Source organism: Ruegeria sp. BF6 (assembly GCF_056538665.1).
The window spans coordinates 83,197-110,186 of record NZ_JBQFTN010000003.1 but is presented as its reverse complement, the minus strand read 5'-3'; the positions used below and the strand labels follow the sequence as shown (position 1 = coordinate 110,186).

The window sequence follows — 26,990 nt, the reverse complement described above, 5'->3', positions numbered from 1 at the left end:
CGCCGATGATGGCGCAATATCTCGAGATCAAAGAGGCCCATTCGGACGCCCTGCTATTTTACCGCATGGGCGATTTCTACGAGATGTTTTTCGAAGACGCGGTGAACGCGGCCGAGGCGCTGGACATCGCCCTGACCAAGCGCGGCAAGCACAATGGCGAAGATATCCCGATGTGCGGTGTCCCAGTGCATTCGGCCGAAGGGTACTTGTTGACCCTGATCCGCAAAGGCTTTCGCGTCGCCGTCTGCGAACAGATGGAAAGCCCGGCTGAGGCGAAGAAAAGAGGCTCTAAATCGGTTGTAAAACGCGATGTGGTGCGTCTGGTGACCCCCGGCACACTGACCGAGGACGCCCTGTTGGAAGCCCGTCGCCACAACTTCCTGGCCGCCTATGCCGAAGTCCGGGACGAGGCGGCGCTGGCCTGGGCAGATATCTCGACCGGCGCGTTTCACGTGATGCCTTTGACCTCCGTCCGCCTCAGCCCAGAGCTGGCGCGGCTGGCCCCGTCCGAGTTGATCGTGGCCGATGGTGTACAGGACAAGCTGGGAGAACCGGTGCGCGATCTGGGGATCTCATTAACCCCGGTTGGGCGGGCCAGCTTCGACAGCACCGCCGCCGAAAAACGCATCTGCGGATTGTTTCACGTGGGCGCGCTGGACGCGTTTGGTTCGTTTGGGCGCGCCGAGATTTCGGCCATGGGCGCGCTGATCGACTATCTCGAGATTACGCAAAAGGGCAAACTGCCCCTTTTGCAAACACCGCTGAAGGAATCCGAAGACCGCGTTGTACAAATTGACGCCGCCACGCGCCGCAATCTGGAACTGACGCGATCCCTGTCGGGGGGTCGCGCCGGATCACTGTTGTCCGTGATCGACCGAACCGTGACGCCGGGCGGCGCGCGCTTGCTGGAGCAACGCCTCTCCAGCCCCTCACGCAATTTAGATGTAATCCATGCCCGGTTGGACGCGGTGTTCTACGCCACCGATGACAGCCTGACCGCCTCGGACCTGCGCGAAGCGCTGCGCAAAACCCCCGATCTCGACCGCGCCTTGTCTCGCCTGTCGCTGGACCGCGGCGGCCCCCGCGATCTGGCCGCCATTCGCAACGGGCTGACCCAAGCCGCGGCAATTGCCGGAATTTGCGAGGGTCAGGACCTGCCGGTTTTGCTGGCGACCGCTTTGCAAAACCTCGTGGGTTTTGATGATCTGCTGAACCTGCTGAACGAGGCCCTTGTCGCTGAACCGCCCCTTTTGGCCCGCGACGGCGGTTTCATCGCCCCCGGTTTCGACGCCGAGCTGGACGAAGCCCGCACCCTGCGCGACGAAGGCCGCTCGGTCATCGCCGGATTTCAGCAGAAATACGCGGAACATACCGGCATCACCTCGTTGAAGATCAAACACAACAACGTGCTGGGCTATTTCATCGAAACCACGGCCACCCATGCCGAGAAGATGCTGAACCCGCCATTCTCCGAGACCTATATCCACCGCCAGACCACCGCCAATCAGGTGCGGTTCACAACTGTGGAACTCTCCGAGATCGAAACCCGCATCCTGAACGCCGGAAACTTGGCGCTGGAGATCGAAAAGCGGCTCTATCAAAGGCTTTCTGATGGTATTCTGGCCCTTGCTGCCCATCTTAACCAGGCCGCCCGCGGGCTGGCCGAGCTGGATTTGACCACTGCTCTCGCCGATCTGGCGCGTGGAGAAAACTGGTGCCGTCCGCAGGTCGACACCTCGCGCGCCTTTGATATACAGGGTGGCCGTCACCCCGTCGTGGAACATGCGCTGCGCCAGCAAAGCGGCGACGCCTTTATTGCCAACGACTGCGATCTGAGTGCTGACCAAGGCGCTGCGATCTGGTTGCTGACCGGTCCCAACATGGCTGGTAAATCGACTTTCCTGCGCCAGAACGCCTTGATCGCACTGCTGGCCCAAATGGGCAGCTATGTCCCTGCGGAACAGGCGCATATCGGTGTCGTCAGTCAGCTTTTCAGCCGGGTCGGAGCCTCGGACGATCTGGCCCGGGGCCGCTCGACCTTTATGGTCGAGATGGTTGAAACCGCCGCCATCCTGAATCAGGCAGATGACCACGCGCTGGTCATTCTGGACGAAATTGGTCGCGGTACCGCCACTTATGACGGCCTGTCCATCGCCTGGGCCACGCTGGAACATCTGCACGCCGCTAACAAATGCCGCGCGCTTTTCGCCACCCACTACCACGAATTGACTGCTCTGGCCGGTAATCTGGAAGGTGTCGACAACGCCACCGTCGCCGTCAAGGAATGGGAAGGCGAGGTGATCTTCCTGCACGAGGTTCACAAAGGCGCCGCCGACCGGTCCTATGGTGTTCAGGTTGCGCAGTTGGCTGGCCTACCTGCCTCGGTCGTGGAGCGCGCCCGCGTGGTTTTGGATCAACTGGAGAAAACTGAACGCGAAGGTGGCAAACAGAAAGCCCTGATCGACGACCTGCCGCTGTTCTCAGCCGCCCCGCCGCCGCCTCCGGCGCCCAAAACCTCACCGGTTACGGATTTGCTGGATGACATCCTGCCGGATGAATTGACCCCGCGCGAAGCCCTGGATCTGATCTACAAACTGAAAGAGGCGGCCAGAACCTGACCGCCTCGACACTGTTCAGTACCATAGCCTCTTAGCTTGCGGGCGTCGATGACACGCCAACCTGCGCCGGGCGCAGCAAGCGGTCATGCAGCATGAAACCTTCGGCTGAAACCTGAATGATGTCACCAGCACGGGTACCGGGCACCGGCGCTTCGAACATGGCTTCATGGATATTCGGATCGAATCGGTCACCAACCTCGGGCGTGATGACTTCAATTCCGTGTTTCTGGAACACGTCCTTCAGCGCGCGCATGGTCAGTTCCACTCCTTCCAGCAGGCCAGCAGCAACTTCTTTCTGCTCATCGGTCGCCGCTTCAAGTGCGCGTTTCATGTTGTCATAGACCGGCAGCATGTCACGCGCCAGCTTCGACCCACCATACTGTTCCGCATCCCGGCGGGCTTTGTCACCACGCTTGCGCGCATTCTCGGCATCCGCCAAGGCGCGCATGAACTTGTCCTTGTAATCGTCACGCTCGGCACGCAGCTCATCCAGTTCCAGCGCTTCGTCGCTGAATTCCGCGATTTCTTCCGCCAGCTCTTCCGCTTCGGCCGTTGCGATATCGTCCAGAAAATCTTCGTTCTTGGGCTCTGCCATCTCTTACCCTCTAGCTCCGGTCGGATATCAGCTTGCCGACCAGTTGCGCCGTATAATCCACGATCGGCACGATCCGTCCATAATTCAGACGCGTAGGCCCGATGACCCCGACCGCACCGATTATCTTTCGATCAGCGTTCATATAAGGAGACACCACCAAAGAGGAACCCGAAAGTGAGAAAAGTTTGTTCTCAGAGCCGATAAAAATGCGCACACCCTCGCCTTCTTCGGCCAATTCGAGGAATTCGGCGATGTCACGCTTGCGTTCGAGATCGTCAAACAGGGTTCGGATACGGTCCAGTTCCTCTTGCTGACCCGGTTCATTCAGCAGATTCGCCCGTCCGCGTACGATCAGACGGGCCGAGTCGCCTCCGTCCCCGTCCCAGGCGGCCATACCGCTTTCGACCATCGCCCGCGCCAGCGCGTCGATCTCTTGCTTACGGGCGTCGATCTGGGTCTGCATCTGACGGCGTACTTCACCCAGTGTTCGCCCCTCGATCAGCGCGTTCAGGAAATTCGCCGCCTCGCGCATAGAACTGGGCGTCTGCCCGGGTGGCGGCGTGAACAGGCGGTTTTCCACCTGACCGTCCGAGAACACCAAAACCACCAAAGCCCGGTCATGACCCAGAGAAACGAACTCAATATGCTTGATCTCGGCCTCATGCTTGGGTGTCAGCACCAGCGAGGCGCCTTGTGTCACGTGTGACAATGCCGCACCCACACGATCCAGCATTCCGCCCACATCACCTGCGTTAGAGCCTAACGTCTCGTCCAGTTTCTGCCGATCATCCGCACCCAGATCGCCGACTTCAAGCAACCCATCCACGAACATACGCAGACCCTGCTGTGTTGGAATCCGTCCCGCACTAACATGCGGGCTGTCCAATAAGCCCAGAAACTCCAGATCCTGCATCACGTTCCGCACTGTCGCGGCACTGACCTTTTCCGATAGGGTACGGGTCAGGGTACGGCTACCGACGGGCTCGCCGCTATCCAGATAGCTTTCTACGATCAACCGGAATACTTCGCGTGACCGGTCGTTCATCTCATTCAGAATTTTGCTCGCTTCGCTCATCGGCGGCCCCCTGCTGGGTCGTCATTAAATCGCAGGCAAATGAAAGGTCAATCGGGGTTGCATCGTAACGCCGCGGGGCGTTATCCCCAACCCAGCAATCAAAGGATTTTTCATGCGACCCTCAGGACGAGATTTAAGCGAAATGCGCACCGTTTCAATCGAAACGGGGTTCACCAAACATGCCGAAGGTTCCTGCCTGATAAAAATGGGCGACACCCACGTGCTGTGCACCGCCACGATCGAAGATCGCGTGCCGCCCTTCATCAAAGGCTCGGGCCTGGGTTGGGTAACTGCCGAATACGGAATGCTGCCCCGTGCGACCAACACCCGGATGCGGCGTGAGGCTGCAAGCGGCAAGCAGGGCGGTCGCACCGTTGAAATCCAGCGCCTGATCGGCCGCGCCCTGCGCGCCGGTGTGGATCGGGTTGCGCTGGGTGAACGCCAAATCACTGTGGACTGCGATGTGATCCAGGCCGATGGCGGCACCCGCTGCGCGTCGATCACCGGTGGTTGGGTTGCACTGCGCCTGGCCGTGAACAAGCTGATGAAGGCGGGTGACGTGATATCCGATCCGCTGGTCGATCCGGTTGCCGCAGTGTCTTGCGGTATCTATGCCGGTCAGCCGGTTCTGGATCTCGACTACCCCGAGGACAGTGAGGCAGGCGTGGACGGCAACTTCATCATGACCGGTTCCGGCAAACTGATCGAAGTGCAGATGAGCGCCGAAGGCTCGGTCTTCAGCCGCACCCAGATGGATCAGTTGATGGATCTGGCTGAAAAAGGCGTGGCCGAACTGGCTGCTGCGCAAAAGGCCGCCACTGCATGACCCGCAAGTTCGACAGCGACAAGCTGCTGGTGGCCACGCATAACAAAGGCAAACTCGAGGAGATGGCCCATCTCCTCGAACCCTTTGGCGTGACGGTCATTGGCGCGGCAGAGATGAACCTGCCCGAACCGGAGGAAACCGAGGACACATTCGTCGGCAACGCCCGGATCAAAGCCCATGCCGCCGCCAAGGCGACCGGCCTGCCTGCCCTGTCGGACGATTCCGGGATCACTATCGATGCGCTGGGCGGCGCACCAGGTGTTTACACCGCCGATTGGGCCGAAACCGGCAACGGCCGCGATTTCCTGATGGCGATGACCCGCGCCCATGACGAGCTGGAGGCGAAGAACGCCGCCCATCCCCGCACCGCACAGTTCCGCAGCACGTTGGTTCTGGCCTGGCCAGACGGCCATGACGAGGTGTTCGAGGGTATCGCCCCCGGCCATCTGGTCTGGCCGATCCGGGGCGAAGGCGGATTTGGTTATGACCCGATGTTTGTCCCCGACGGGTACGACATTACCTTTGCCGAAATGGATCGCTGGGAAAAGAACAAGATCAGCCATCGCGGCCGCGCGGTGGAGATGTTCGTGAAAGGCTGCTTTGGCGGATGATTGGCGCAACGGGGGCTTTGGCCTGTATGTGCATTGGCCTTTTTGCGAGGCCAAATGCCCCTATTGTGACTTCAACAGCCATGTTTCCCATAATATTGATCAAAAACAATGGCTTAGATCTTACTTAAGCGAGTTGCGCCGTTCGGCCGCTGTAACGCCTGACCGCGTCCTGAACACGATCTTCTTTGGCGGCGGCACCCCGTCCCTGATGGAGCCCGACACCGTCGCCGCCGTCATCGACGAGGCTCGTGCCCTTTGGCGGCCATCCAATGACATGGAAATCACGCTCGAGGCCAATCCCGGATCAGTTGAGGCTGGTCGCTTTGCCGCCTATCGCGATGCTGGCGTGAACCGCATCTCGATGGGTGTGCAGGCCTTGAACGACGAAGACCTGCGCCGACTGGGTCGCATTCACACCGTGGCCGAGGCCCGCGTCGCCTTTGACATCGCCCGCAATTGTTTTGACCGGGTGAGCTTTGACCTGATCTACGCCCGCCAGCATCAAACCCCGGATGCCTGGCGCGCGGAACTGACCGAGGCACTGTCGATGGCCGTCGACCACCTGTCGCTGTACCAGCTGACCATCGAGGAAGGCACAGCGTTTGGCGACCGCTACGCCATCGGAAAACTGCGCGGGTTGCCTGAGGATGACAGCGCCGCCGATATGTATCTGGCGACGCAAGAAATCTGCGAGGCACACGGCCTGCCCGCCTATGAGGTGTCCAACCACGCCAGACCCGGCGCGGAATCGCTGCACAACCTGATCTATTGGCGCTATGGCGATTATGTCGGTGTCGGACCCGGGGCGCATGGGCGCATCACGCTGAACGGTCAAAAACTGGCGACGGAAACCTATTTGTCGCCTGCCGCGTGGCTGAACGCTGTTGAAAGCGGGTCCGGAGAAAAAGAGCGCACCACACTTTCACGGCAAGATCAGGCAAATGAATACCTTATAATGGGTCTACGTATCAGGGAGGGGCTAGATATTGATAGATATAACAATTTATCAGACCTACCTTTGCCACAGGATAAACTGTCTGATCTGGCTGGGTTTGGCATGATCGATCAGACAAACGGACGACTAATCGCCACCAAAGACGGGCGAGCCGTGCTGAATGCGGTTATCCGGGAATTGTTAGGATAGATGATGCAATATATCTGGGCCATTCTGGGATTGATCTGCGTCGGCCTTGCGATGGTGGGCATCGTCCTGCCCCTGCTGCCAACGGTGCCATTTCTGCTTTTGGCAGCGTTCTTCTTCGCTCGGTCGTCCTCGCGCCTGCATAATTGGCTGATCACGCACCGCTCCTTCGGGCCGTTGATTGTAGACTGGCAATCTTCGGGCGCCATTCGCCCGGGCGCAAAAAAGGCGGCGACCATTTCGATCGCCGCCGTATTTGGCTTGTCTATCTTGTTGGCCTTGCCCTCCCATGTCCTGATCATCCAGGCCTTGGTGTTGGGCTGCGTAATGGTCTTTATCTGGACCCGGCCTAACGGCTGAGCTTGCCGCAAAGATCGTCCAACTGATCCAGGTTTTCATAGGTCAGCACCACCTGCCCGGTTTCGGTTCCGGCCTTGTGGTTGATCACAACCTTCATCGCCAGAATCGCGGACAGATCCTTCTCAAGCGCCCGCGTGTCTGCGTCCTTACCTGCATCCAGGTTTCTGGAGCGTGGTGCAGCCTTAACCTGATCGCCCTGCTGTTTCTTCACCAGCGCTTCTGTCGCCCGCACCGAAAGCCCGTCGCGCACTACGATTTTCGCCAACTCAGACGGGTTTTCCGCGGTAATCAGCGCCCGTGCATGGCCCGCCGACAGCTTTCCTTCGATCACCAGAGTCTGCACATCCAGCGGCAGCGACAGCAAACGCAGCAGGTTCGCGATATGGCTGCGGCTTTTGCCCAGGGCTTCGGCCAGTTTTTCCTGCGTATGCCCGAACCGATCCATCAGCTGTTTGTAGCCTGCAGCCTCTTCTACGGCATTCAGATCTGCCCGCTGAATGTTCTCGATAATCGCGACTTCCAGCACCTCGGTATCGTCAAAATCACGCACGATGACCGGAATATCGTGAAGCTGTGCCATCTGAGCGGCCCGCCAGCGGCGCTCACCAGCCACGATTTCATATTGGCTACCGTTAACTTCGCGCACGATCAGCGGCTGAATGATGCCTTTTTCTTTGACCGAGGCCGCCAATTCGTCCAGCTGGTCCGGCGAAAAGGTCCGGCGCGGCTGGTTCGGGTTGGCCCGCAGCTTTTCGATCGGGACTTTCATATCCGGCCGACGGGGTTCCGACGGGACAAGACCTTGGGATTCCTGCGTCACATCTGCCATCAGAGCGGACAATCCGCGGCCCAAACCTCGGGGTTTTGATTTCTTGACAACCACTGAGCCCTCCTCACTGCCGCTCAGGCGGCGGCTTTCTTATTCTTATATATGACTTCGCGCGCCAGGTGCCGATACGCCATCGCCCCCAACGACCCCGAATCATACTGCAGAACCGGCAAAGCGTAAGACGGCGCCTCGCTGACCCGCACATTTCTGGGTATCTTGGTCTTAAATACCATCTCACCCAGATTGTCACGTGCATCCTTTTCGACCTGACGGGACAAGTTGTTGCGGTTATCATACATGGTTAACACAACACCTTCGATTCTGAGATCCGGGTTCGCGGTTTGGCGGACTTCCCGTATCGTCAGCATCAACTGCGACAACCCCTCAAGTGCAAAGAACTCGCTTTGCAGCGGAACCAGAACGGAATGAGCCGCAACCATGGCGTTTACGGTCAGCAGGTTCAACGAAGGCGGGCAGTCGATAAGTACAAAATCAAGCTCGAACTTATCAATTGACGTCTGCCGCAGCGCGTCATGCAAAAGGTAGCTGCGCTTTTCGTTCGAAATCAGTTCGATGTCGGCCGAACTCAAGTCGACGGTTGCGGGGATTACAAACAGGCCTTCTATTTCTGTCTCTTGCACGACCGCCTCAAGCGGCGCGTCGTCAAGGATCAAATCGTAAGTCGTCCAGTCCCGGTCTTCGACACCTAGGCCAGTTGACGCGTTTCCTTGTGGATCGAGGTCGACAACCAGTACCCTGCACCCGGCTTCGGCCAAACCTGCAGCCAGATTGATAGCCGTCGTCGTCTTTCCCACCCCACCCTTCTGATTGGCAACCGCAATTATCCGGGGCCCTGAGGGACGAGACAGATCAACCACGCGATACTCCTTTGATCCTTAGGATAACAGCTTGGGGTTCAGTTAAACTTGTAATCGCCTCGCACTCGAAATTCCATTCCTCACGTGCGGCTTCCAGCTCTTTTTTCCAGCTTGCACCTTTCGGCAACAAAGCTGTACCAGTTTTTCCTAAATGCCTGTCACAAAATGACAATAATGCTTTAAGATCAGCAAGAGCCCGCGCAGAAAGAACGTCCGCTAGTATCGGTTCCACGGTTTCGATTCGCTTTGAAACGACAGTACAATTGGCGCCGCATTCTCTTGCCACGCTGCGCAGGAACGCCGATTTACGCTGATCGCTTTCCACGAATGTGAACTTGGCTTCTGGCGCTTCTTCGATGCCCATGATTGCGCAGACCATACCGGGGAACCCGCCCCCGCTGCCCAAATCCACCCAGGTTTTGAACGCATCTGCACAGCGGTAAACCTGTACGGAATCCAGAATGTGCCGCGTCCAGATGTCCTTTAAACTGTTGCGGGATACCAGATTGATCTTCGGATTCCAGCGTTGCACCAGATCTACATAGGTCTCGAGCCGCTCGAATGTTTCACGTGAAACACTCAAACCATCAAAGATTTCGTGGCTCATGCCTTGCGTACCTTTTGCCCGCGCCTCAATTTGGCCAACAGCAATGTAAGTGCTGCTGGTGTCACTCCTTCGACGCGCCCGGCCTGAGCGATATTCACCGGTCGGGCCTGTGAAAGCTTTTGTTTCATCTCGGAAGACAGACCTTCCAGCGAAGAATAGTCGAAATCCCACGGAATTTCATAAGATTCATCACGTTTCATCGCTTCGACATCTTTTTGCTGACGCGCGATGTAGTTTGCATAAAGCGCGTCACGCTCAACTTGAAGCCGGATATCTGTTTCGACATCTCCCAATTCAGGGACAAGGGGAACCAGATCATCAAACGAGACATCTGGGAACGCCAATAGCGCCATACCATCCCTGCGATTGCCGTCCTGATTGACGTTAATTCCCACGGCGCGCGCCTCTTTCGGCGTGTATGTGCGATCCGTCAACATGGATTTGGCAGAGGTGAGTTTGCCCATCTTCTCGGCAAACCGGGCTTGGCGTTCCTCTCCCACGCACCCAAGGTCTGTACCCAAAGGTGTCAGCCGCTGATCGGCATTGTCTGCTCGCAAGGACAGTCGAAACTCCGCCCGAGAAGTGAACATACGGTACGGCTCCGCCACACCACGTGTGGTCAGATCGTCAATCATCACACCGATATAGCTGTCGGCCCGGGTGAAATGAACGGGATCTCGTCCAAATACAGCCAAAGCGGCATTCAGCCCCGCGACGAGGCCTTGGGCAGCAGCTTCCTCATATCCTGTTGTACCGTTGATCTGACCCGCAAGGTATAGTCCCGGTGCTTCAGGTAAGGACAAAGAGGATGTCAGAACACGTGGGTCGACATAATCGTACTCAATTGCATAACCAGGCTGCAGGATTTTGGCATTCTCAAGCCCTTTAATTGAGTGCACATAATCTTGCTGCACATCTTGAGGCAAAGACGTTGAAATGCCGTTTGGATAGATCGTGTGATCATCAACCCCTTCGGGTTCAAGGAAAATCTGATGGGAGTCCTTTTCCGCAAATCGCACGATCTTGTCTTCTATCGAAGGGCAGTATCTGGGCCCCACCCCATCGATATGTCCACCATACATAGCAGATCGAGACAGGTTCTTTTCGATGATCTCATGGGTGCGCGCGTTTGTATGCGTGATGCCGCATGAAATCTGCGGTGCGACAACGGACGTGGAGAGAAAGGAAAACAGCGTGGGGTCGTCGTCTCCGTCCTGACGTTCAAGATCGGACCAATCGATTGTCCGACCGTCCAACCGTGGCGGTGTCCCGGTTTTCAAACGACCCATTGGTAGATCAAGACTGTCCAACCGTTCTGCCAGCTTGACTGAGGGCCGGTCCCCCATCCGCCCCCCTGGCCGGGAAACATCGCCAATATGGATAATACCGCGCAGGAACGTGCCCGAAGTCAGAATAACTGCGCCAGCGTGGATTTCAGAATCGTCTGCCATCCTGATTCCAACCACCTTGTGCCCGTCCATCAGAAAGTCGACGACCTCTCCGACTACGACAGACAAAAGATTCTGTGCCTGCGTTTCCTTTTGCATGGCAGCCCGGTATAGCGCACGATCAGCCTGGGTTCGGGGGCCTTGTACTGCCGGACCTTTGCGGCGGTTCAGCAAGCGAAACTGAATACCGGCCTGATCCGCGACCCGGCCCATAACGCCATCCAGCGCATCGATTTCACGGACCAAATGGCCTTTTCCCAATCCGCCGATAGCCGGGTTACAAGACATCACACCAATATCGGAGGCGGATAGGGTGACCAGCGCAGTCTCGGCTCCCATACGTGCTGCAGCATGAGCAGCCTCAGTACCAGCGTGGCCAGCCCCAACAACGACAACATCAAACTTCGAATGTTTCACGTGAAACACTCCCTACTTACCCAGGCAGAAACTGGAGAATATCTCGTCAAGAAGGTCTTCAACCCCGATCCTGCCAACCAGTGTTTCCAAGGCACGGATCGCCGTGCGCAGTTCTTCAGCAGCGATATCATACAAGTCCGGGCCTGATTCCAGAACCGCCATCGCCGCAGCCAATGCTGACCGGGCATCAATCAGCGCAACGCGGTGCCGTTCACGGGTTGCAATACCATGTTTGGTAGACCGATCACCAAGAACGCACGATATATGGGAAATTAGCCGATCAATCCCCTGCCCCGTTTTTCCGGAGATTCCGCCATTATGATCTTTCCGAAGGTCAGATTTCGGCAACATCTGAATATCGCCGTCCAGCATTTGAACGCCAAGCTCTGAGGGGTCTTCGGTCAAAAACACCCGCAAATCAGCCGCGTCTGCGCGTTTGCGAGCCAACTCGATCCCAAGGTTTTCGACATGATCCTCGGTTTCGCGCAGCCCGGCCGTATCCAGCAGTGTCACCGGCAGGCCGGCCAAATCCATGCGAACCTCAATGACATCACGGGTTGTACCAGCATATTCCGAGGTGATTGCGGCCTCTCGCCCGGCCAAGGTATTCAGCAAGGTCGACTTGCCCGCGTTTGGCAGGCCAACAATCGCGACCTCAAAACCGGTCCGGATGCGTTCGGCAATTTTCACGCCCTCCGCTTCACGCTGCAGGTCCTGCATGACACCGGTCACCAACATACGCACTTCGGGTGTGACATCCGTCGGCACCTCTTCGTCGGCAAAATCAATGACGGCTTCCAACAACGAAGCCGCCCGGATCAAATCACGACGCCAGCGTTCGGCCAATCCGCCCAGCTCCCCGGCCAGAATGGTCTGCGCTTGCTTGCGCTGCGCCTCGGTTTCGGCGTCAATCAGGTCGGCAAGCCCTTCGACCTGGGTTAGGTCCATCTTGCCGTTTTCCAGCGCCCGGCGCGTGAACTCACCGGGTTCTGCCAATCGCAACCCGTCCGTATCCGACAGGCACCGCATCACGGCATTAACCGAGGCGGTGCTGCCGTGAATTTGCAGCTCGGCCACATCTTCACCGGTGAAACTGACCGGCCCCTGAAAGGTCAGGACCAACCCATCGTCCAAACGCGAGCCATCAGCCGCATGCAAGGACCGAACCCGCATACCACGGAGTGGCAGCGGGCCGCCGGTCAGGCCAGCCGCAGCGGAATGCGCCAAAGGGCCTGAGAGGCGGATGACCGCCACCCCTGCTTTGCCTTGTGCGCTGGCCAAGGCGAATATCGTATCCATTCGAAGGCCTCGCGTCAGTTAAGACCTGTGTCAGGTGTTCATCGAATCGAAGAACTCGCCATTCGTCTTCGTTTGCTTCAACTTCGACAACAAGAACTCGATTGCGTCTGTGGTTCCCATCGGGTTGAGGATACGACGCAGAACGAAGGTCTTGGCCAGGTCGCCCTTGTCGACCAGCAGGTCCTCCTTCCGGGTACCGGACTTGAGGATGTCGATCGCCGGGAACACGCGCTTGTCTGCGATCTTGCGATCCAGAACGATTTCCGAGTTACCGGTGCCTTTGAATTCTTCAAAGATAACCTCATCCATACGGCTGCCGGTATCGATTAGCGCGGTGGCGATGATGGTCAGCGAACCGCCCTCTTCTATGTTCCGCGCCGCACCAAAGAACCGCTTGGGCCGTTGCAGGGCGTTTGCATCCACACCACCGGTCAGAACTTTACCCGAGGACGGTACCACTGTGTTAAAGGCCCTACCAAGTCTTGTGATCGAATCGAGAAGAATAACAACATCTCGTTTATGTTCGACCAAACGCTTGGCTTTTTCGATCACCATCTCAGACACGGCCACGTGACGCGTTGCCGGCTCGTCGAAGGTCGAAGATACAACTTCACCCTTCACCGAACGCTGCATGTCGGTCACCTCTTCCGGGCGTTCGTCGATCAGAAGGACGATCAGGTAGCACTCCGGATGGTTCTGTTCGATCGAATGCGCGATGTTCTGCAGGATCACCGTCTTACCGGTCCGCGGCGGCGCCACGATCAGAGACCGCTGGCCTTTACCGATAGGCGAGACCAGATCGATCACCCGGGCGGACTTGTCCTTGATGGTGGGATCTTCGATCTCCATCTTCAGACGTTCGTCCGGATACAAAGGCGTCAAGTTGTCGAACAGGATCTTGTGCTTGGCTTTTTCAGGTTCTTCAAAGTTGATCTTGGTGACCTTGATCAGTGCAAAGTACCGCTCGTTTTCATCCGGTGCTTTGATATCGCCTTCGACCGTATCGCCGGTCCGCAGCGAGTGCTGGCGGATCATGTCGGGTGAGACATAGATGTCATCCGGACCCGGCAGGTAGTTCGCCTCGGGCGAGCGCAGGAAGCCGAACCCGTCCTGCAGGACCTCAAGGACACCGTCGCCGCCGACGGTCCAGCCTTCATCCGCGCGTTCGCGCAGGATCTGGAACATCATCTCGCCTTTTCGCATTGTCGAGGCGTTTTCGATCTCCAACTCTTCGGCCATCGCCAGAAGGTCTTTGGGGCTTTTGGCCTTCAGGTCGGCCAGATTCAGGGCATCAGTTGTCATGATATATACCTTCACCGCTGACAGCGCGGCACGAAGTGGAATTTCAGTACGGAAGATACGCCGCCCGGACGGGCGAGTTGATCCCTACATAAGCGCGGCAGCCGTCGGAGTCAAACAGGCCCTCAGAACTTCAGAATGACCGCCAGAACGATGGCAACCATCAGAATGGTCGGAACCTCGTTCATCATGCGGTACTGCCGCCCAGTGAGCTTGTTTCGGCCTTCCACGAAGTCCTTGCGCCGCGCCATCAGCCAATGATGGAACCAGGTCATCCCAAGCACCGCCGCGCCCTTGACCCAGGGCCAGGACCAGTCCCAGCCGACAATGCCCGGTGTGAAGACCATGATCAGCCCGCAGATCCACGCCACGTACATTGCAGGACGCATGATCACACGCAGTAGCTTGTCTTCCATTTCAAAGAAAATGGTTTCAGCCCCATCGACTGCCTGTGCCTTTTCTACGTGATAGACGAACAGTCTTGGCAGATAGAACAGGCCTGCCATCCACGAGATCACGGCCATGATGTGTAAAGACTTCACCCACGGGTAAATCGTGAAAAGAAGATCGGTCATTCTGGCTCCGGGCGTTGCTCGGAACTCTCCCTATTAAAAAAATAAGAAAAGAAAAAGGATGATGGTTTTGTAGGGTGAACAAAATCCGTGGATTACTTTTTTAAACATGTGTTTTCCCCAGGTGGAAAATTATCCGGTACAGGGGAGCGATTCTGTGAGTTACAACAATAATCGTTTAATTACAGTCAGATACCATGTATATTCTGCAATCTGTCTGGGGATAAATCGCGGGGTATCTGTGGAGTTTCCGCTTATCCCCCCTGTTCGACTTATCCTTGTCCCGGATGGACTGCGTTCGAGCGACTCAGGGAAGTTTTGCGCGAAATTCCCGGGGTTGCGTGTCAATCGGAAAACCATACAAACCGTTCAAGAACGCTCAACGATTTGCACACGGGGTTGTCCACATGTCTGTCCCCATGATCCTGGCCTCGGGGTCATCCATTCGCGCGCAGTTGCTGGAAAACGCAGGCGTGCCGTTTTCCGTTCAGGTCGCGCGCGTGGACGAAGAGTCCATGAAACGCGCGCTGCTGGCCGAAGGTGCCCCGCCCCGCGATATCGCCGACGCTCTGGCTGAGATGAAGGCGCGCAGGGTCAGTGACAAGACCCCCGGGGCGATGGTTCTGGGCTGTGATCAGGTGCTGGATTTCGACGGGCAGTTGCTGTCGAAACCCGAAACGCCCGAGGATGCGCTGGCACAGCTCAAGACAATGCGGGGCAAGCGGCACATGCTGTTGTCGGCTGCGGTGATCTATCAGGATGGCGAGCCGATCTGGCGCCACGTTGGCCAAGTACGCCTGCGGATGCGGATGAGCTCGGACGCTTATCTGCGCGACTATATAGAACGCAACTGGGACAGCATTCGCCACGCGGTCGGCGCTTATAAGCTGGAAGAGGAAGGCGTTCGCCTGTTCGCCACCATTGACGGCGACTATTTTAATGTCTTGGGTATGCCCCTGTTGGAACTGCTCAATTTTCTGGCCGCCAAAGGGGTGATCGATCAATGACGCATAACCGTATTCCGTTGGCAGGCGTGATCGGGCACCCGATTGCGCATTCCAAATCGCCGAAACTGCATGGCCACTGGCTAAAGAAATACGGACTGGATGGGCATTACGTCCCGATGGACGTAGCCCCCGAAGATTTTGAAACCGTTCTGCGGTCCCTGCCCAAGGCCGGGTTCGTCGGCACCAATGTGACGGTCCCCCATAAAGAGGCCGCGCTGCGCGTTGCCGATCACGTATCCGAGCGGGCCTCGGTCATCGGTGCGGCGAATACGCTGGTGTTTCATGAGGACGGCACGATCCACGCGGACAACACCGACGGCTACGGGTTCCTGGAGAACCTGCGCAGCGGCGCGCCGGATTGGACGCCCTCGGATGGCCCGGCCGTGGTGTTTGGCGCAGGCGGCGCGGCGCGGGCGGTGATACAGAGCCTGCTGGACGCGGACGTGCCTCAGATCTTGCTGACCAATCGCACCCGCGCCCGTGCAGACCAGTTGCAGAAGGAATTCGGCGACCGCGTTACCGTGGTCGATTGGCTGCAGGCTGGGAATGTCATCGAAAATGCGGAGCTGGTGGTCAACACGACCTCATTGGGTATGCAGGGGCAGCCCGAGTTGCGGGTGCCGCTGGATGGACTGCAACCCGGTGCCGTTGTGACCGATCTGGTCTACGCCCCGCTGAAAACCCATCTGCTGCAAGTGGCAGAAGAGGCCGGCTGTACCACTGTCGACGGGTTGGGCATGCTGCTGCATCAGGCGGTTCCCGGGTTCGAACGCTGGTTCGGTACCCGCCCCGAGGTGACAGATGACCTGCGCGCGGCGGTTTTGGGATGAGTTTCGCGCTTGGCCTGACGGGCTCGATCGGAATGGGCAAAAGCACGACGGCGCAGATGTTCGTCGCCGAAGGCTGCGCGCTGTGGGATGCAGATGCGGCCGTACATAGACTCTATACAAGGGGCGGAGCCGCTGTTGAGCCCATGCGGGCGGCCTTTCCCGGTGCCATTGTCGAGGAAGCGGTCAGCCGAGAGGCGCTGAAACAGATCATCGCGCGGGACTCGTCTGCGCTGAAACAGATCGAAGCCATCGTGCATCCGTTGGTGGCCGCTGATCGCGCTGCTTTCCGGGAACAGACCAAGGCCGATATTTTGGTGTTCGACATTCCGCTGCTGTTCGAAACAGGCGGAGATGTGGCGATGAATGCGGTTGCCTGTGTCTCGATTTCGGCCGACGAGCAAAAGCGCCGGGTGATGGAGCGTGGCACCATGACCGAGGCGCAGTTCGAGCAGATCCGCGCCAAGCAGATGCCGAATGAGGAAAAATGCGCGCGGTCGGATTTTGTGATCGTGACGGATACGCTGGACCACGCCCGCGCGCAGGTGCAGGATGTGGTCAGGCAGATACGGGCGGGACTGGCTGATGCGTGAGATTGTACTCGATACCGAAACCACGGGGTTTGATCCCGAAAGCGGCGACCGGATCGTAGAAATCGGTGCGGTTGAGCTGTGGAACCACGTGGCCACAGGCGAAACCTACCACGTCTACATCAACCCCGAGCGTTCGATGCCTGAAGAGGCGTTTGGCGTGCATGGAATTGGTCCCGACATATTGGAAACGCCGCGCCCGCCGGAAAAGGGTGAGGTCACGCTGAAGGACAAGCCGGTTTTTGCCAAGGTCGGTCAGGGGTTTCTGGATTTCGTCCGGGATTCCAAGCTGGTCATCCACAACGCGTCCTTCGATATGAAATTCCTGAATGCGGAACTCAGATGGATGGGGTTGCCGCAGCTTCCAATGGATCAGGCGCTGGACACTCTGGCGATTGCACGCAAACGGTTTCCGGGCTCGCCTGCCTCTCTGGACGCATTGTGCCGGCGGTTCAATATCGACAATACGAACCGGGTGCTGCACGGGGCGTTGCTCGACTCCGAAATTCTGGCCGAGGTCTATCTGGAGCTGATTGGCGGACGGCAGCCTGATTTCGGCCTGTCCACCAGCGCGGCGTCTGCGGGTGGCGGAGGCGACGACTGGCGTCCAACGGCGCGCCCGACAGCCCTGCCGTCAAAGATCACGGCGGAAGAACGCGCGGCGCATGATAAATTTGTAGAGAAACTGGGCGAAAACGCCCTGTGGACCCGCGCCTGAGCCCCTGCCCGGCGCGGGTGCAACCGATTAGGCTTCGGTTTTCTGAGATTCGGCCTGACGGCGCATCAGCTCATTGCGATACAGCGCAACAAAGTCGATGTTGTCCAGGTTGACCGGCGGGAAACCACCGTCGCGGGTGATGTCGCTGACGATGCGGCGCAGGAACGGGAACAGCATGCGCGGGCACTCGATCATCAGGAACGGATGCAGCTGATCTTCGGCCACGCCTTCGATGTGAAACAGACCGCAATAGTCCAGCTCGCACAGGAACAGCACGTCTTCCATGCCTTTGGCCTTGGAAGTCAGGTTCAGTTTGACGGCAACTTCGTACTGATGCTCGGTCGGACGCTTTTTGGCGTCCAGATTCACCTGAACGGCGATCTCGGGCTGTACGTCGCCGGACACGCCTTTTTGCGCCATCACGTTTTCAAAAGACATATCCCGAATGAACTGTCCCAGAACGCGCATCTGGATCTGAGGGGCGGCCTGTGCCGCGGTGTTTTCTGCTGGGCTTTCGTCAGCCATGGATCTACTCCGAAAATGAAATTCGCCACTGCTTAGCAAGTTGAGCGCGGCACCTCAATGCAGGTCACGGGCCTTCGACCCATTTGGATGGCTTTGAGGTGTTCTGACGGGGGCGAACCTCGGTAAAATCGCCGTCGATCACGTCATCCTGATCAAATTGGGTCGGACCGCTGCGAAATTGCGCTCCGGTGCCCATCTGGAAATGCGTGATGGTCGCCTTGGATTTCAGGTATTTGAAAACGGCAACCCGAATGCCAGGAATAAGCAGCGCAAAACCAATGGCATCGGTGAAAAAACCTGGGGTCAGAAGCAAAACGCCGGATAACAAGATCATTGCACCATGGGCCAGTGGTTCCGTCGGATCGTCCAGTTCGGCAAAGGATCGCTGCAAATTGGCCAGTGCCATGCGACCTTGTGTCCTGACCAAAGCGGTGCCGATCACGGCCGTCAGAACGACTATCGCCAGTGTCGGCCACAGACCGATCAGGCCGCCGACCTGTATGAACAGGGCGATCTCGATGATGGGCACCAACAAAAATGCCAAGAACAGGTACATTTGCGTTATCCTTTCCCCTAGGCCGGGCTGTGGACTTGCCACGATCTGTCACCTACATAGTGGCATGAGGCTGCGTATACAAAGTCGCGGTCTGAAAAGAGGATGAAATGAACGAACCGATGATCCAGTTGCTGGTCCTGGCCGGAATTGCCATTTTCCTGATCCTGCGCCTGAAAAGTGTGCTGGGTACGCGCGAAGGTTTTGAGAAACCTCCTGTTCAGCAGCAACCCGAAGGGCATAGCGCCCGCCGCGGGTTCGAGGTGATCGACGGCGGCCCGGATCATGACATTACAGACCATGTTGCCGAAGACAGCGAGCAGGCTCAGACGCTGGCCGCGATGAAGCGGGTTGAACCCAGCTTCTCGGTCAGTGAGTTCGTGCAGGGCGCGCGCGGTGCCTATGAGATGATCGTCATGGGGTTCGAAAAAGGCAATCTGGATGAAATCCAGCCGTTCCTGTCCGAAGAGGTGTTTGACACATTCGTCTCGGTCGTCGCGGCTCGTGAAGATCAGGGCCTGACCATCGAGGCCGAATTTATCGGCGTGCGTGAAACCACGCTTGCCGATGTGACCTTTGACAAAGACACAAACCAGGCGGAAATCACCATGCGGTTTGTGGGTGAGCTGACCTCGGTCGTGCGGGATCGTGGCGGTGATATCATCGAAGGCAACCCGAACACCGTGAAACGCCAAAAGGACAGCTGGACCTTTGCCCGAGTGATGGGCGCAGACGATCCAAACTGGCTGCTTGTTGCCACGGACGCATGATTGGCGCGCTCCGGTCGCTATTTCTGGTGGCAGTCATGACCACTGCCGCCAGCGCTGAACCGACGCGATCAATCCTGTCTTTCGACGATCTTGATGGCTGGGCTGCCGACGATCACGGGGCGGCCCTTTCGGTTTTTCTGAACACCTGTGGCGATCTGGATGACCCGGACTGGCGCGCGTTGTGTGGCGTGGCGAAGACCTATGAGGCCGACGCCGCGCGGTCGTTCTTTGAGCTGTTCTTCCGCCCGGTTTTGGTCGAAGACGGCAATGATGCGCTGTTCACCGGGTATTTTGAACCCGAATTGGACGGGTCCCGCAGTCGGACAGATCGATTTAAATACCCGGTCTATAAGATGCCGCCTGAGGCGCGGGCCGAAGGACCTTGGCTCAGCCGCCGGGAAATCCTGACCGGCGATGCAATGACCGGCCGGGGGCTTGAGATTGCCTGGGTCGATGACCCGGTCGAGCTCTTCTTTTTGCAGATTCAGGGCTCGGGCCGTATTCGCTTGGCCGACGGCGGGGCCTTGCGGGTGGGGTATGGCGGTGCCAACGGGCACCCCTATCGTTCCGTCGGAGTTGAACTGATCCGGCAGGGCGCATTGGGGGCACATCAGGTCAGTGCCCAAATGATCAAGGCCTGGGTGCGCAAAAACCCCGAGGCCGGGGCGGAACTGCTTTTTCACAACCCCTCTTACGTGTTTTTTCGCGAGGTGACCCGTGTTGCGCCCGAATTTGGGCCGCTGGGTGCGATGAACCGATCCGTCACCACCATGCGCAGCATCGCCGCCGATCCGGCCTATACGCCGCTGGGGGCTCCGGTCTGGGTGGAAAAGGACGGGAAAGAGCCCATGCGCCGACTGATGATCGCGCAAGACACAGGTGCGGCCATCAAGGGGGCGCAGCGGGCGGATATCTTCTATGGCACCGGGGATGAGGCCGGACAGGCCGCCGGACGTTTGAAGGATCCGGGTCGGATGGTCCTGCTGCTGCCGATCCAGCGTGCCTATGCCCTGATCCCGGATGAGTTCTGATGCCCCGCCGCAAATTGACCTCTGAAGAGATCGAGCTGTGGCGCAAGGTCACCAAACAGGCCGAACGCCTGCACCCCGAGCTGCCGCAATCGGTGCATCCGACCTCTCTGCCCAAGCCCAAACCGACCAAAGCGCCGAAATTCCGGCTGGAGGGGTTTGAGGTCGGTCAGAATGCGCAGATAAAGCCGGTGCGGAATGCGTTGAAACCCTCGGTCACTGACAACCTGCGGGCCAGCCCGGTGCAGATGGACATCAAGGCCTATGGGCGGATGAAACGCGGCAAGCTCAAGCCCGAAGGAAAGCTGGACCTGCACGGGATGCGGGTTGACACCGCGCATCCGGCGCTGATCCGGTTTGTCCTGACATCGCAGGCGCAGGGCAAGCGGCTGGTTCTGGTGGTGACCGGCAAGGGCAAGGATCGGGATGAACCCGGGCCTATTCCCACCCCGCGCGGTGTGTTGCGCAATCAGGTGCCGCACTGGCTGTCGATCCCGCCTCTGGCGCAATCAGTGCTGCAGGTGACGCCCGCGCATATCAGCCATGGTGGCGACGGGGCCTATTACGTTTATTTGCGGCGCACTCGCTAGAACTCGCCCCGGGCACGGCGGATACCGGTCCAGGCCAACGCGCAGACCAGAACAAAGAAAACGGCAATCCACAGGAACTGAGCGCCCAGCGATACGCCCCGGTCGATCAGCACCCCGGTCAGCGCCGGGCCGATGGCTGATCCCAACACCATCACTGCCGTTGCCAGCGCCTTGATCGCGCCTATGTGCCGTGTGCCGTAGAACTCGGCCCAAAAGGCGCTGGGCAAGGTGTTGTTCGCGCCGACGGTCAGGGCCAGAAAGATTAGCCCGATCAGTGCACCGCTGATTGTGTCGACTGCCGAGAGGATGGCAAAGCCGACAGCCATGGGCAGTTGGTAGAACGGCATGATCCGTGCGGTGCCCCATTTATCCAGCGCCCAGCCCGCCGCAAACATCGACAGGATCGAAACGCCGGTGAATACCGGGAACAAAGCGACCAGTTGGATATGCGGCCAGTCCTTGACCGCGGCCAGATGGACCTGATGAAAGAAGAAGGCCGTGATGAAGGCCGATGGCCCCAGGATCGCGGGTGCCATGAACCAGAACAGCGGATGGAGCAGCGCCGCGCGCCGGGTCCAGTGCCGATCCTGCATTCCAGTGGCGGTCTGATCGCCGGAGAGGCTCTGCGGGGTGCGTTCCTGCCGCAGCAAACCAATCAGAACCGGGATGCTCAGGATCGCCACCCCCGCGGCAATCACCCACAACCAGCGCCAGTCCAGAAAAGTCATCGCGGCCACAAAGATCAGTGGCAGCAGGGATTCCCCGATCGCGTAACCCAATGAGGCGATGGACAGCGCCTTGCCCCGGGTCGCGGTGAACCAACGCGCCATGGCGACCTGCGCCAGATGAATGCTCATCCCCTGACCGAACAGGCGCAGCAGAAAGATCACGATCGGCAGCAGCAACAATGCGCTGTTTGTCGCCATCGCCAACGCCGCAAGCGCCAAACCGGCCAAAACCACCGGCCCTAAGATCCGCACGCGGAAGATGTCGGTCAGCCCCCCTGCCCAGATCATAACGATGGCCGACACGGTGGTGCCTAGCGAATAGATCGCCCCCCATGAACCATGGCTCAGGCCGAATTCAGCACGGATCTGCCCCGAGAAGATCGAGATGAAAAAGGTCTGCCCAAAGCTGGACAAAAAGGTCAGAAGGACACCCGCGCTCAGCCAGTTCGCATTTTCGATCAGATACCGACGCAGGCTGAACGTCACGGAGTGGTCACCTCGGCCTCGCCGGTTTCTGTCAGGACGATCTCGGTCGCACCATCGGGGTTGCGTTGGTTGCGCGGTACCAGAACGTCGATTCCGGGTCGCTCATCGGGTCCGAAGGTATTGCTGACCCGTCGGACCGAGCTGAGGATTGCTAACAGTGCGGGAGAGGTCGCTGCCACGAAATGTGAAGATTGTGCATCACTGTTGAAGGCCGTGGTGTCGATCACGTTGATCGGAAACTCTGCCAGTTCGCCGATCGAGCTGATATTGCCCAACCTTTCCCCTTCCGCAGTTCCACGCAGACGGGCCGAGATGTTCAGGATTTTGTCTTTCTGCGACACCATAACAATAAAGGGGTCGGGCGGTGTGTCGATCCGCTCCATCTGCGAGCGGAACAGGTCCACGTCCAGGTCAGGCGAGATCAGAATAACCCCTTCGAGGTTCCTGTTGGCCCAGCCGGGTTCCTGCAATTCGGTTTGCCGCATCATTTCCATCGACAGTGCGCTGCCCATCGAATGCGCCACCAGAACGACACGCTTGACGCCCATGGATTTAAGTTCGCGGATGGTCTGCTCTAACCCGTCGCGGGCGAACAGCATACTGTCCAGGTCGTAGGCATAACCGTACCCTGTCGCGCGGCTGGGCCAGGAATAGACTAGGATTGAACCGGGCAAACCGATGTCATGAGTCAGCTGCGCCGCACGGAAGATAGTTTCCGTCTGAGTCGAGTTATAGCCGTGCACAAAGATCGTGACGTCGTCCTGGCCACGCAGGTGCTCTCGTAAACCCTGAGGACCGTCCAATTCTGTTATGTCAGCCAGAACGAATTCTTTTTGCGGGTTCGGATTCGCGTAGGAAAACTTAAGCGTTCCTGGAGTGTGGTTTGGCGGGATCGAAACCTTGGTTTCCAGAAACTGTAAAGTTTCACCGCGACGGAAGCCGTAAGACCCGTCCGGCTCGCGGGCGCGCGTTGTGCTGGCAAACACGGTTTGAGGCGTGCCAACGGTCAGGGCCGAGGGCACGGTCTCCGTAATCGTCCGGTCGACGCAGGCGGTCAAAGACACGGAGGCAATCAGAACAATAAAATAGCGCAGCACGGAAAACCCTCAGAGCATTTTGCGCTAAGCTATCGATTTCTGACCCCACGTCCAGCGACATGGGGCAAGGGGAACGGCAAAAACCAGCTGGCCGTGTTACAGAACGTAACGGCTGAGGTCGGTGGATTTGGTCAATTCACCCAGATTGTCGTCCACGAACTGCGCGTTCACTGTGATCTCGGCGCCAGCCTGATCGGGGGCGGTAAAGGACAGCTCTTCGAACACCCGCTCCATCACCGTGTAAAGCCGCCGCGCACCGATGTTCTCGATGGTCTGATTCACATTCGCGGCTATGCGGGCCAGTGCCGCGATGCCGTCTTCGGTAAAGCTGACGATGACTTCTTCGGTACGCATCAAAGCGGTGTACTGGAGGGTCAGGGCGTTGTCGGTCTCAGTCAGGATGCGCACGAAGTCCTCTTCGGTCAGCGCGCGCAGTTCCACGCGGATTGGCAGCCGACCCTGTAGTTCCGGCAGCAGGTCCGAGGGTTTGGCGATGTGGAACGCCCCAGATGCGATGAACAGGATATGGTCGGTTTTCACCGGCCCGTGTTTGGTGGATACGGTGGTGCCCTCGATCAGAGGCAACAGATCGCGCTGAACGCCTTCGCGGCTGACATCGCCGCCGCGCGCGTCGGACCGGGCGCAGACCTTGTCGATCTCGTCCAGGAACACGATGCCGTTCTGTTCAACCGACTCCAACGCCACACGGTTGACGGTTTCGTCGTCCAGCAGCTTGTCGGCCTCTTCCCCGATCAGGGCGTCATAGCTTTCGGCGACGGTCATACGCTTCTTGACGGTACGCCCACCAAAGGCTTTGCCAAAGATATCGCCCAGATTCATCATGCCCATCTGGCTGCCGGGCTGGCCAGGCACGTCAAACATCGGCATCGGGTTTGAGGTGTCGGACAGCTCCAGCTCAATCACCGTGTCGTCCAGCTCACCGGCTTTCAGTTTTTTGCGGAACATCTCGCGGGTGCCCTCGCGGGCGTCTTCACCGGCGATGGCCGCGATCACGCGGTCTTCTGCCGCCTGATAGGCCTTGGCCTTCACGTCCTCGCGCATGTATTCTCGGGTCTGGATGATGGCGGCATCGGCCAGATCGCGGACGATCTGTTCCACGTCACGGCCAACATATCCGACCTCGGTGAACTTGGTGGCCTCGACCTTTATGAACGGCGCGCGGGCCAGTTTGGCCAGACGGCGGCTGATCTCGGTTTTACCTACACCAGTGGGGCCGATCATCAGGATGTTCTTGGGATAGACCTCGTCTCGGATGTCGTCGTCCAGCTGCTTGCGCCGCCAGCGATTGCGCAGGGCCACGGCCACGGCACGCTTGGCATCCTTCTGACCGATAATGAAACGGTCCAGTTCCGAGACAATCTCGCGCGGGGTGAGGTCGGTCAAAGCGCATCCTTTCGGTCGGCATAGCAAAACTTGGGCTTAGGTAATCACCGCTGAGGCGAAAACAACCAAGCCTTTTTCATTGGCAGCGTTGGTTAGCAATGCCCTACCCGGTTTGCAAATGCTTTCCATAGGTGAAACGCGGGCGTTCTGTTACATTGTTTTCAAGGCGTTGAACGTCAGGAGCGCGGACATGACGAAAATTGCCAAGATCACCTTGCTGTTTGTGGTGTTTGTCGACCTGATCGGACAGGGGCTTGTCTTTCCGATCATCAACTCGCTGATCATGGAGACGAAATCCGGTTTCCTGCCTGACAACACGCCGGATGGCCGACGCCATTTCTATTACGGGCTGGTGATTGGGTGTTTCTTTCTGTCGTGGTTTCTGGGAGTGGTCTATGTCTCTAAGGTTTCGGATTCCATCGGGCGCAAGAACGCGCTTTTGGTCTGCTTGTGTGGAGCGCTGGCGGGCTATGCCATCACCATCGCTTCGCTCTATATGGACAGTCTGCTTCTGTTGATCCTTGGGCGGTCGATCACCGGGTTCACGGCCGGAAACCAGCCCATCGCGCAGGCGGCGATGATTGATGGCAGCACCGATGCTGCCGATCGAGACCGAAACATGGGCTATATCGTGACCGGTGTCAGTTTTGGCCTTGTTGGCGGCCCGATCATTGGCGCTGTTTTGTCGGACTCGGCTCTGTTGGGTAGTATTGCCACGCTGAAAACCCCTTTCTACGGTGCATTTATTCTGGTGCTGATTGCCATCTTCCTTGTTCTGACATTCTTCAAAGACACGCGCACAGAACGCACAGCCTTTGTCTTCCGCCCCCGCGACATCACCGACAGTCTGATCGCGGTGCGCGGGCATCCGATGGTTCTGAAAATCCTGCCAGTCTATTCGTTCTTCATGATTGCCAATGTCACATTCTACGTGTTTGTCGACAATTTCCTGACCAGTCGCTTTGGCTATGGCGTGATCGGCGGCAGCGTGGCGATGGTGGTAATCGGCTTTGCGCTGGCCTTTTCCAGTACCTTCCTGGTGAAACCGGCGCAGGAGAGGTTCAGCAAGCACCAGATCGTCTATACTTCGCTAATCGTCATGGTGATCTGCGGCTTTGCCTTCGCCTTCAGCCCCAGTGGTGTGCTGAGTTACGTGCCGGTCTTCTTCTTCTATTTCTTCTTCGGAGTTTCTTACCCGACCCTGCTGGGCTTGTTTTCGTCCAGCGTAAGCGAGACGGATCAGGGCTGGGTCATGGGTGTGACCACGGCGGTCTTCTGCCTGGCCGGAGGGATAATGTCCCTGATCGGCGGCGGGTTGATGAGCATCGATATCCGCGTGCCCTACTACATAGTGATCATCGCCGCGATCATTGGCCTGATCGGGATGCATCGCCGCTGGAAAGGGAAAGAGATCAAGGCGCTTTTAGCCTGAAATAGTCTCGACCGTCAGATTGCCGTTGGTATAGACGCAGATATCTGCGGCGATCGCCATCGCCTCACGCGCGACCTGTTCGGCCGGTTTGTCACCGTCCATCATCGCACGGGCTGCGGCCAGAGCAAAATTGCCGCCCGACCCGATGGCCGCCACGTTGTGTTCCGGCTCCAAAACGTCCCCTGCTCCGGTGATTACCAGCAGATCCTTGCCATCGGTGACAATCAGCATCGCCTCGAGCTTTTGCAGGTACTTGTCGGTGCGCCAGTCCTTGGCCAATTCGACTGAGGCGCGGGCCAGTTGACCGGGCGTGGCCTCAAGCTTGGCTTCCAACCGTTCCAGCAGAGTGAACGCGTCGGCGGTCGATCCGGCGAACCCGGCGACGACTTCGAACCCGCCCGGTGACAGGCGGCGGACCTTGCGGGCGGTGCCCTTGATCACAGTCTGACCCAGGCTGACCTGTCCGTCGCCGGCAATCACCACGTGGCCGCCTTTTTTGACGCCAATGATCGTTGTGCCGTGCCAACCGGGAAATTCGCTGTCTGCCATCAGGGCCTCCGTTCTTCGCTGGCATCCTATATGGGCCGGACCCGCCCGCAGCGCAACAGTTCACAAACTGCTCAAAAGATATGCAAGAATCGCAAATCGGGGTTACCGGAC

Annotated in this window: 28 protein-coding genes; 13 read left to right on the top strand and 15 right to left on the bottom strand. The window is 58.2% G+C overall.

Annotated features, from left to right (window positions below; translation table 11 throughout):
- Positions 1 to 5: 5 nt before the first annotated feature.
- Positions 6 to 2,618, top strand: coding sequence for a DNA mismatch repair protein MutS (gene mutS / locus ACR0IM_RS10905; protein WP_480682113.1), 2,613 nt, complete (start codon positions 6 to 8; stop codon positions 2,616 to 2,618).
- 31 nt (positions 2,619 to 2,649) lie between these two features.
- Here the strand turns inward: mutS and ACR0IM_RS10900 are convergent, their stop codons facing one another.
- Together ACR0IM_RS10900 and hrcA are read right to left on the bottom strand one after the other, a co-directional pair.
- Entirely contained in the window at positions 2,650 to 3,213 is a 564-nt protein-coding gene (locus ACR0IM_RS10900) for a nucleotide exchange factor GrpE (RefSeq protein WP_480591953.1), read from the bottom strand.
- Between the two features lie 10 nt (positions 3,214 to 3,223).
- Complete coding sequence (gene hrcA, locus ACR0IM_RS10895; protein ID WP_480681914.1) at positions 3,224 to 4,288, bottom strand: heat-inducible transcriptional repressor HrcA; 1,065 nt, start codon at positions 4,286 to 4,288, stop codon at positions 3,224 to 3,226.
- Positions 4,289 to 4,400: 112 nt separating this feature from the next.
- On the opposite strand from hrcA, the gene rph reads away from it, so the two are divergent.
- The 4 genes from rph to ACR0IM_RS10875 are packed head-to-tail and all read left to right on the top strand — an operon-like array spanning position 4,401 to position 7,226.
- Positions 4,401 to 5,114, top strand: coding sequence for a ribonuclease PH (rph, locus tag ACR0IM_RS10890; protein WP_480681913.1), 714 nt, complete (start codon positions 4,401 to 4,403; stop codon positions 5,112 to 5,114).
- Complete coding sequence (gene rdgB / locus ACR0IM_RS10885) at positions 5,111 to 5,725, top strand: RdgB/HAM1 family non-canonical purine NTP pyrophosphatase (RefSeq protein ID WP_480591957.1); 615 nt, start codon at positions 5,111 to 5,113, stop codon at positions 5,723 to 5,725. The genes rph and rdgB overlap by 4 nt, the downstream gene beginning before the upstream one ends.
- Positions 5,715 to 6,869, top strand: a complete 1,155-nt coding sequence (gene hemW, locus ACR0IM_RS10880) for a radical SAM family heme chaperone HemW (protein WP_480681911.1) — start codon at positions 5,715 to 5,717, stop codon at positions 6,867 to 6,869. Before rdgB ends, hemW begins: the two co-directional genes overlap by 11 nt.
- Positions 6,870 to 6,872: 3 nt before the next feature.
- Positions 6,873 to 7,226, top strand: a complete 354-nt coding sequence (locus ACR0IM_RS10875; protein ID WP_480641488.1) for a YbaN family protein — start codon at positions 6,873 to 6,875, stop codon at positions 7,224 to 7,226.
- Here ACR0IM_RS10875 and ACR0IM_RS10870 read toward each other — a convergent pair.
- The 7 genes from ACR0IM_RS10870 to ACR0IM_RS10840 form a co-directional block, all read right to left on the bottom strand.
- Complete coding sequence (locus ACR0IM_RS10870; protein ID WP_480681910.1) at positions 7,216 to 8,109, bottom strand: ParB/RepB/Spo0J family partition protein; 894 nt, start codon at positions 8,107 to 8,109, stop codon at positions 7,216 to 7,218. The two genes, ACR0IM_RS10875 and ACR0IM_RS10870, sit on opposite strands and share 11 nt — an antisense overlap.
- A 20-nt stretch (positions 8,110 to 8,129) precedes the next feature.
- On the bottom strand, positions 8,130 to 8,933 hold the full coding sequence (locus ACR0IM_RS10865) for a ParA family protein (protein ID WP_480681908.1): 804 nt from the start codon (positions 8,931 to 8,933) through the stop codon (positions 8,130 to 8,132).
- Entirely contained in the window at positions 8,926 to 9,540 is a 615-nt protein-coding gene (gene rsmG, locus ACR0IM_RS10860; protein WP_480681906.1) for a 16S rRNA (guanine(527)-N(7))-methyltransferase RsmG, read from the bottom strand. Before rsmG ends, ACR0IM_RS10865 begins: the two co-directional genes overlap by 8 nt.
- Positions 9,537 to 11,405, bottom strand: a complete 1,869-nt coding sequence (mnmG, locus tag ACR0IM_RS10855) for a tRNA uridine-5-carboxymethylaminomethyl(34) synthesis enzyme MnmG (protein WP_480681905.1) — start codon at positions 11,403 to 11,405, stop codon at positions 9,537 to 9,539. Before mnmG ends, rsmG begins: the two co-directional genes overlap by 4 nt.
- A 12-nt stretch (positions 11,406 to 11,417) precedes the next feature.
- Complete coding sequence (gene mnmE, locus ACR0IM_RS10850) at positions 11,418 to 12,704, bottom strand: tRNA uridine-5-carboxymethylaminomethyl(34) synthesis GTPase MnmE (RefSeq protein WP_480681904.1); 1,287 nt, start codon at positions 12,702 to 12,704, stop codon at positions 11,418 to 11,420.
- A 30-nt stretch (positions 12,705 to 12,734) separates the two neighbouring features.
- A complete protein-coding gene (rho, locus tag ACR0IM_RS10845) occupies positions 12,735 to 14,006 on the bottom strand; it encodes a transcription termination factor Rho (RefSeq protein WP_480591973.1) in 1,272 nt (423 codons plus the stop codon).
- Between the two features lie 122 nt (positions 14,007 to 14,128).
- The gene (locus ACR0IM_RS10840) at positions 14,129 to 14,578 is read right to left on the bottom strand and encodes a CopD family protein (RefSeq protein WP_480681902.1); all 450 of its coding nucleotides are present in this window, start codon (positions 14,576 to 14,578) and stop codon (positions 14,129 to 14,131) included.
- Between the two features lie 404 nt (positions 14,579 to 14,982).
- Between ACR0IM_RS10840 and ACR0IM_RS10835 the strand changes: the two genes are divergently transcribed.
- From ACR0IM_RS10835 to dnaQ, 4 genes are read left to right on the top strand one after another with little or no spacing between them, the layout of a single operon-like run.
- Complete coding sequence (locus ACR0IM_RS10835) at positions 14,983 to 15,582, top strand: Maf family protein (protein ID WP_480681900.1); 600 nt, start codon at positions 14,983 to 14,985, stop codon at positions 15,580 to 15,582.
- On the top strand, positions 15,579 to 16,412 hold the full coding sequence (locus tag ACR0IM_RS10830) for a shikimate dehydrogenase (protein WP_480591979.1): 834 nt from the start codon (positions 15,579 to 15,581) through the stop codon (positions 16,410 to 16,412). The genes ACR0IM_RS10835 and ACR0IM_RS10830 overlap by 4 nt, the downstream gene beginning before the upstream one ends.
- Complete coding sequence (gene coaE, locus ACR0IM_RS10825) at positions 16,409 to 17,002, top strand: dephospho-CoA kinase (RefSeq protein ID WP_480681898.1); 594 nt, start codon at positions 16,409 to 16,411, stop codon at positions 17,000 to 17,002. The genes ACR0IM_RS10830 and coaE overlap by 4 nt, the downstream gene beginning before the upstream one ends.
- Positions 16,995 to 17,717 (top strand): DNA polymerase III subunit epsilon, encoded by a 723-nt coding sequence (dnaQ, locus tag ACR0IM_RS10820; protein WP_480681897.1) that lies wholly within the window; start codon positions 16,995 to 16,997, stop codon positions 17,715 to 17,717. The genes coaE and dnaQ overlap by 8 nt, the downstream gene beginning before the upstream one ends.
- Positions 17,718 to 17,744: 27 nt before the next feature.
- On the opposite strand, the gene secB is transcribed toward dnaQ, so the two are convergent.
- Both secB and ACR0IM_RS10810 read right to left on the bottom strand, forming a co-directional pair.
- Positions 17,745 to 18,242 (bottom strand): protein-export chaperone SecB, encoded by a 498-nt coding sequence (secB, locus tag ACR0IM_RS10815; protein ID WP_480681896.1) that lies wholly within the window; start codon positions 18,240 to 18,242, stop codon positions 17,745 to 17,747.
- A 64-nt stretch (positions 18,243 to 18,306) separates the two neighbouring features.
- On the bottom strand, positions 18,307 to 18,798 hold the full coding sequence (locus ACR0IM_RS10810; RefSeq protein ID WP_480681894.1) for an FxsA family protein: 492 nt from the start codon (positions 18,796 to 18,798) through the stop codon (positions 18,307 to 18,309).
- A 107-nt stretch (positions 18,799 to 18,905) separates the two neighbouring features.
- Here ACR0IM_RS10810 and ACR0IM_RS10805 point away from each other — a divergent pair, with 107 nt between their 5' ends.
- From ACR0IM_RS10805 to ACR0IM_RS10795, 3 genes are read left to right on the top strand one after another with little or no spacing between them, the layout of a single operon-like run.
- A complete protein-coding gene (locus ACR0IM_RS10805) occupies positions 18,906 to 19,565 on the top strand; it encodes a Tim44/TimA family putative adaptor protein (protein WP_480681893.1) in 660 nt (219 codons plus the stop codon).
- On the top strand, positions 19,562 to 20,596 hold the full coding sequence (mltA, locus tag ACR0IM_RS10800) for a murein transglycosylase A (protein WP_480681892.1): 1,035 nt from the start codon (positions 19,562 to 19,564) through the stop codon (positions 20,594 to 20,596). The genes ACR0IM_RS10805 and mltA overlap by 4 nt, the downstream gene beginning before the upstream one ends.
- On the top strand, positions 20,596 to 21,183 hold the full coding sequence (locus ACR0IM_RS10795; RefSeq protein WP_480681890.1) for a Smr/MutS family protein: 588 nt from the start codon (positions 20,596 to 20,598) through the stop codon (positions 21,181 to 21,183). The genes mltA and ACR0IM_RS10795 overlap by 1 nt, the downstream gene beginning before the upstream one ends.
- Here the strand turns inward: ACR0IM_RS10795 and ACR0IM_RS10790 are convergent.
- The 3 genes from ACR0IM_RS10790 to hslU form a co-directional block, all read right to left on the bottom strand.
- Positions 21,180 to 22,397 carry an MFS transporter gene (locus ACR0IM_RS10790; protein WP_480681888.1) on the bottom strand — a complete coding sequence of 406 codons (1,218 nt, stop codon included), beginning with the start codon at positions 22,395 to 22,397 and terminating at the stop codon, positions 21,180 to 21,182. The two genes, ACR0IM_RS10795 and ACR0IM_RS10790, sit on opposite strands and share 4 nt — an antisense overlap.
- Complete coding sequence (locus ACR0IM_RS10785; RefSeq protein WP_480681886.1) at positions 22,394 to 23,494, bottom strand: alpha/beta hydrolase; 1,101 nt, start codon at positions 23,492 to 23,494, stop codon at positions 22,394 to 22,396. The genes ACR0IM_RS10790 and ACR0IM_RS10785 overlap by 4 nt, the downstream gene beginning before the upstream one ends.
- Positions 23,495 to 23,590: 96 nt before the next feature.
- Positions 23,591 to 24,898: an ATP-dependent protease ATPase subunit HslU gene (hslU, locus tag ACR0IM_RS10780; protein WP_480641420.1), complete on the bottom strand. Its 1,308-nt coding sequence runs from the start codon at positions 24,896 to 24,898 to the stop codon at positions 23,591 to 23,593.
- A gap of 190 nt (positions 24,899 to 25,088) precedes the next feature.
- On the opposite strand from hslU, the gene ACR0IM_RS10775 reads away from it, so the two are divergent.
- Complete coding sequence (locus tag ACR0IM_RS10775; RefSeq protein ID WP_480592002.1) at positions 25,089 to 26,330, top strand: MFS transporter; 1,242 nt, start codon at positions 25,089 to 25,091, stop codon at positions 26,328 to 26,330.
- On the opposite strand, the gene hslV is transcribed toward ACR0IM_RS10775, so the two are convergent.
- Complete coding sequence (hslV, locus tag ACR0IM_RS10770; protein WP_480681884.1) at positions 26,322 to 26,879, bottom strand: ATP-dependent protease subunit HslV; 558 nt, start codon at positions 26,877 to 26,879, stop codon at positions 26,322 to 26,324. The genes ACR0IM_RS10775 and hslV overlap by 9 nt on opposite strands.
- Between the last annotated feature and the right edge of the window lie 111 nt (positions 26,880 to 26,990).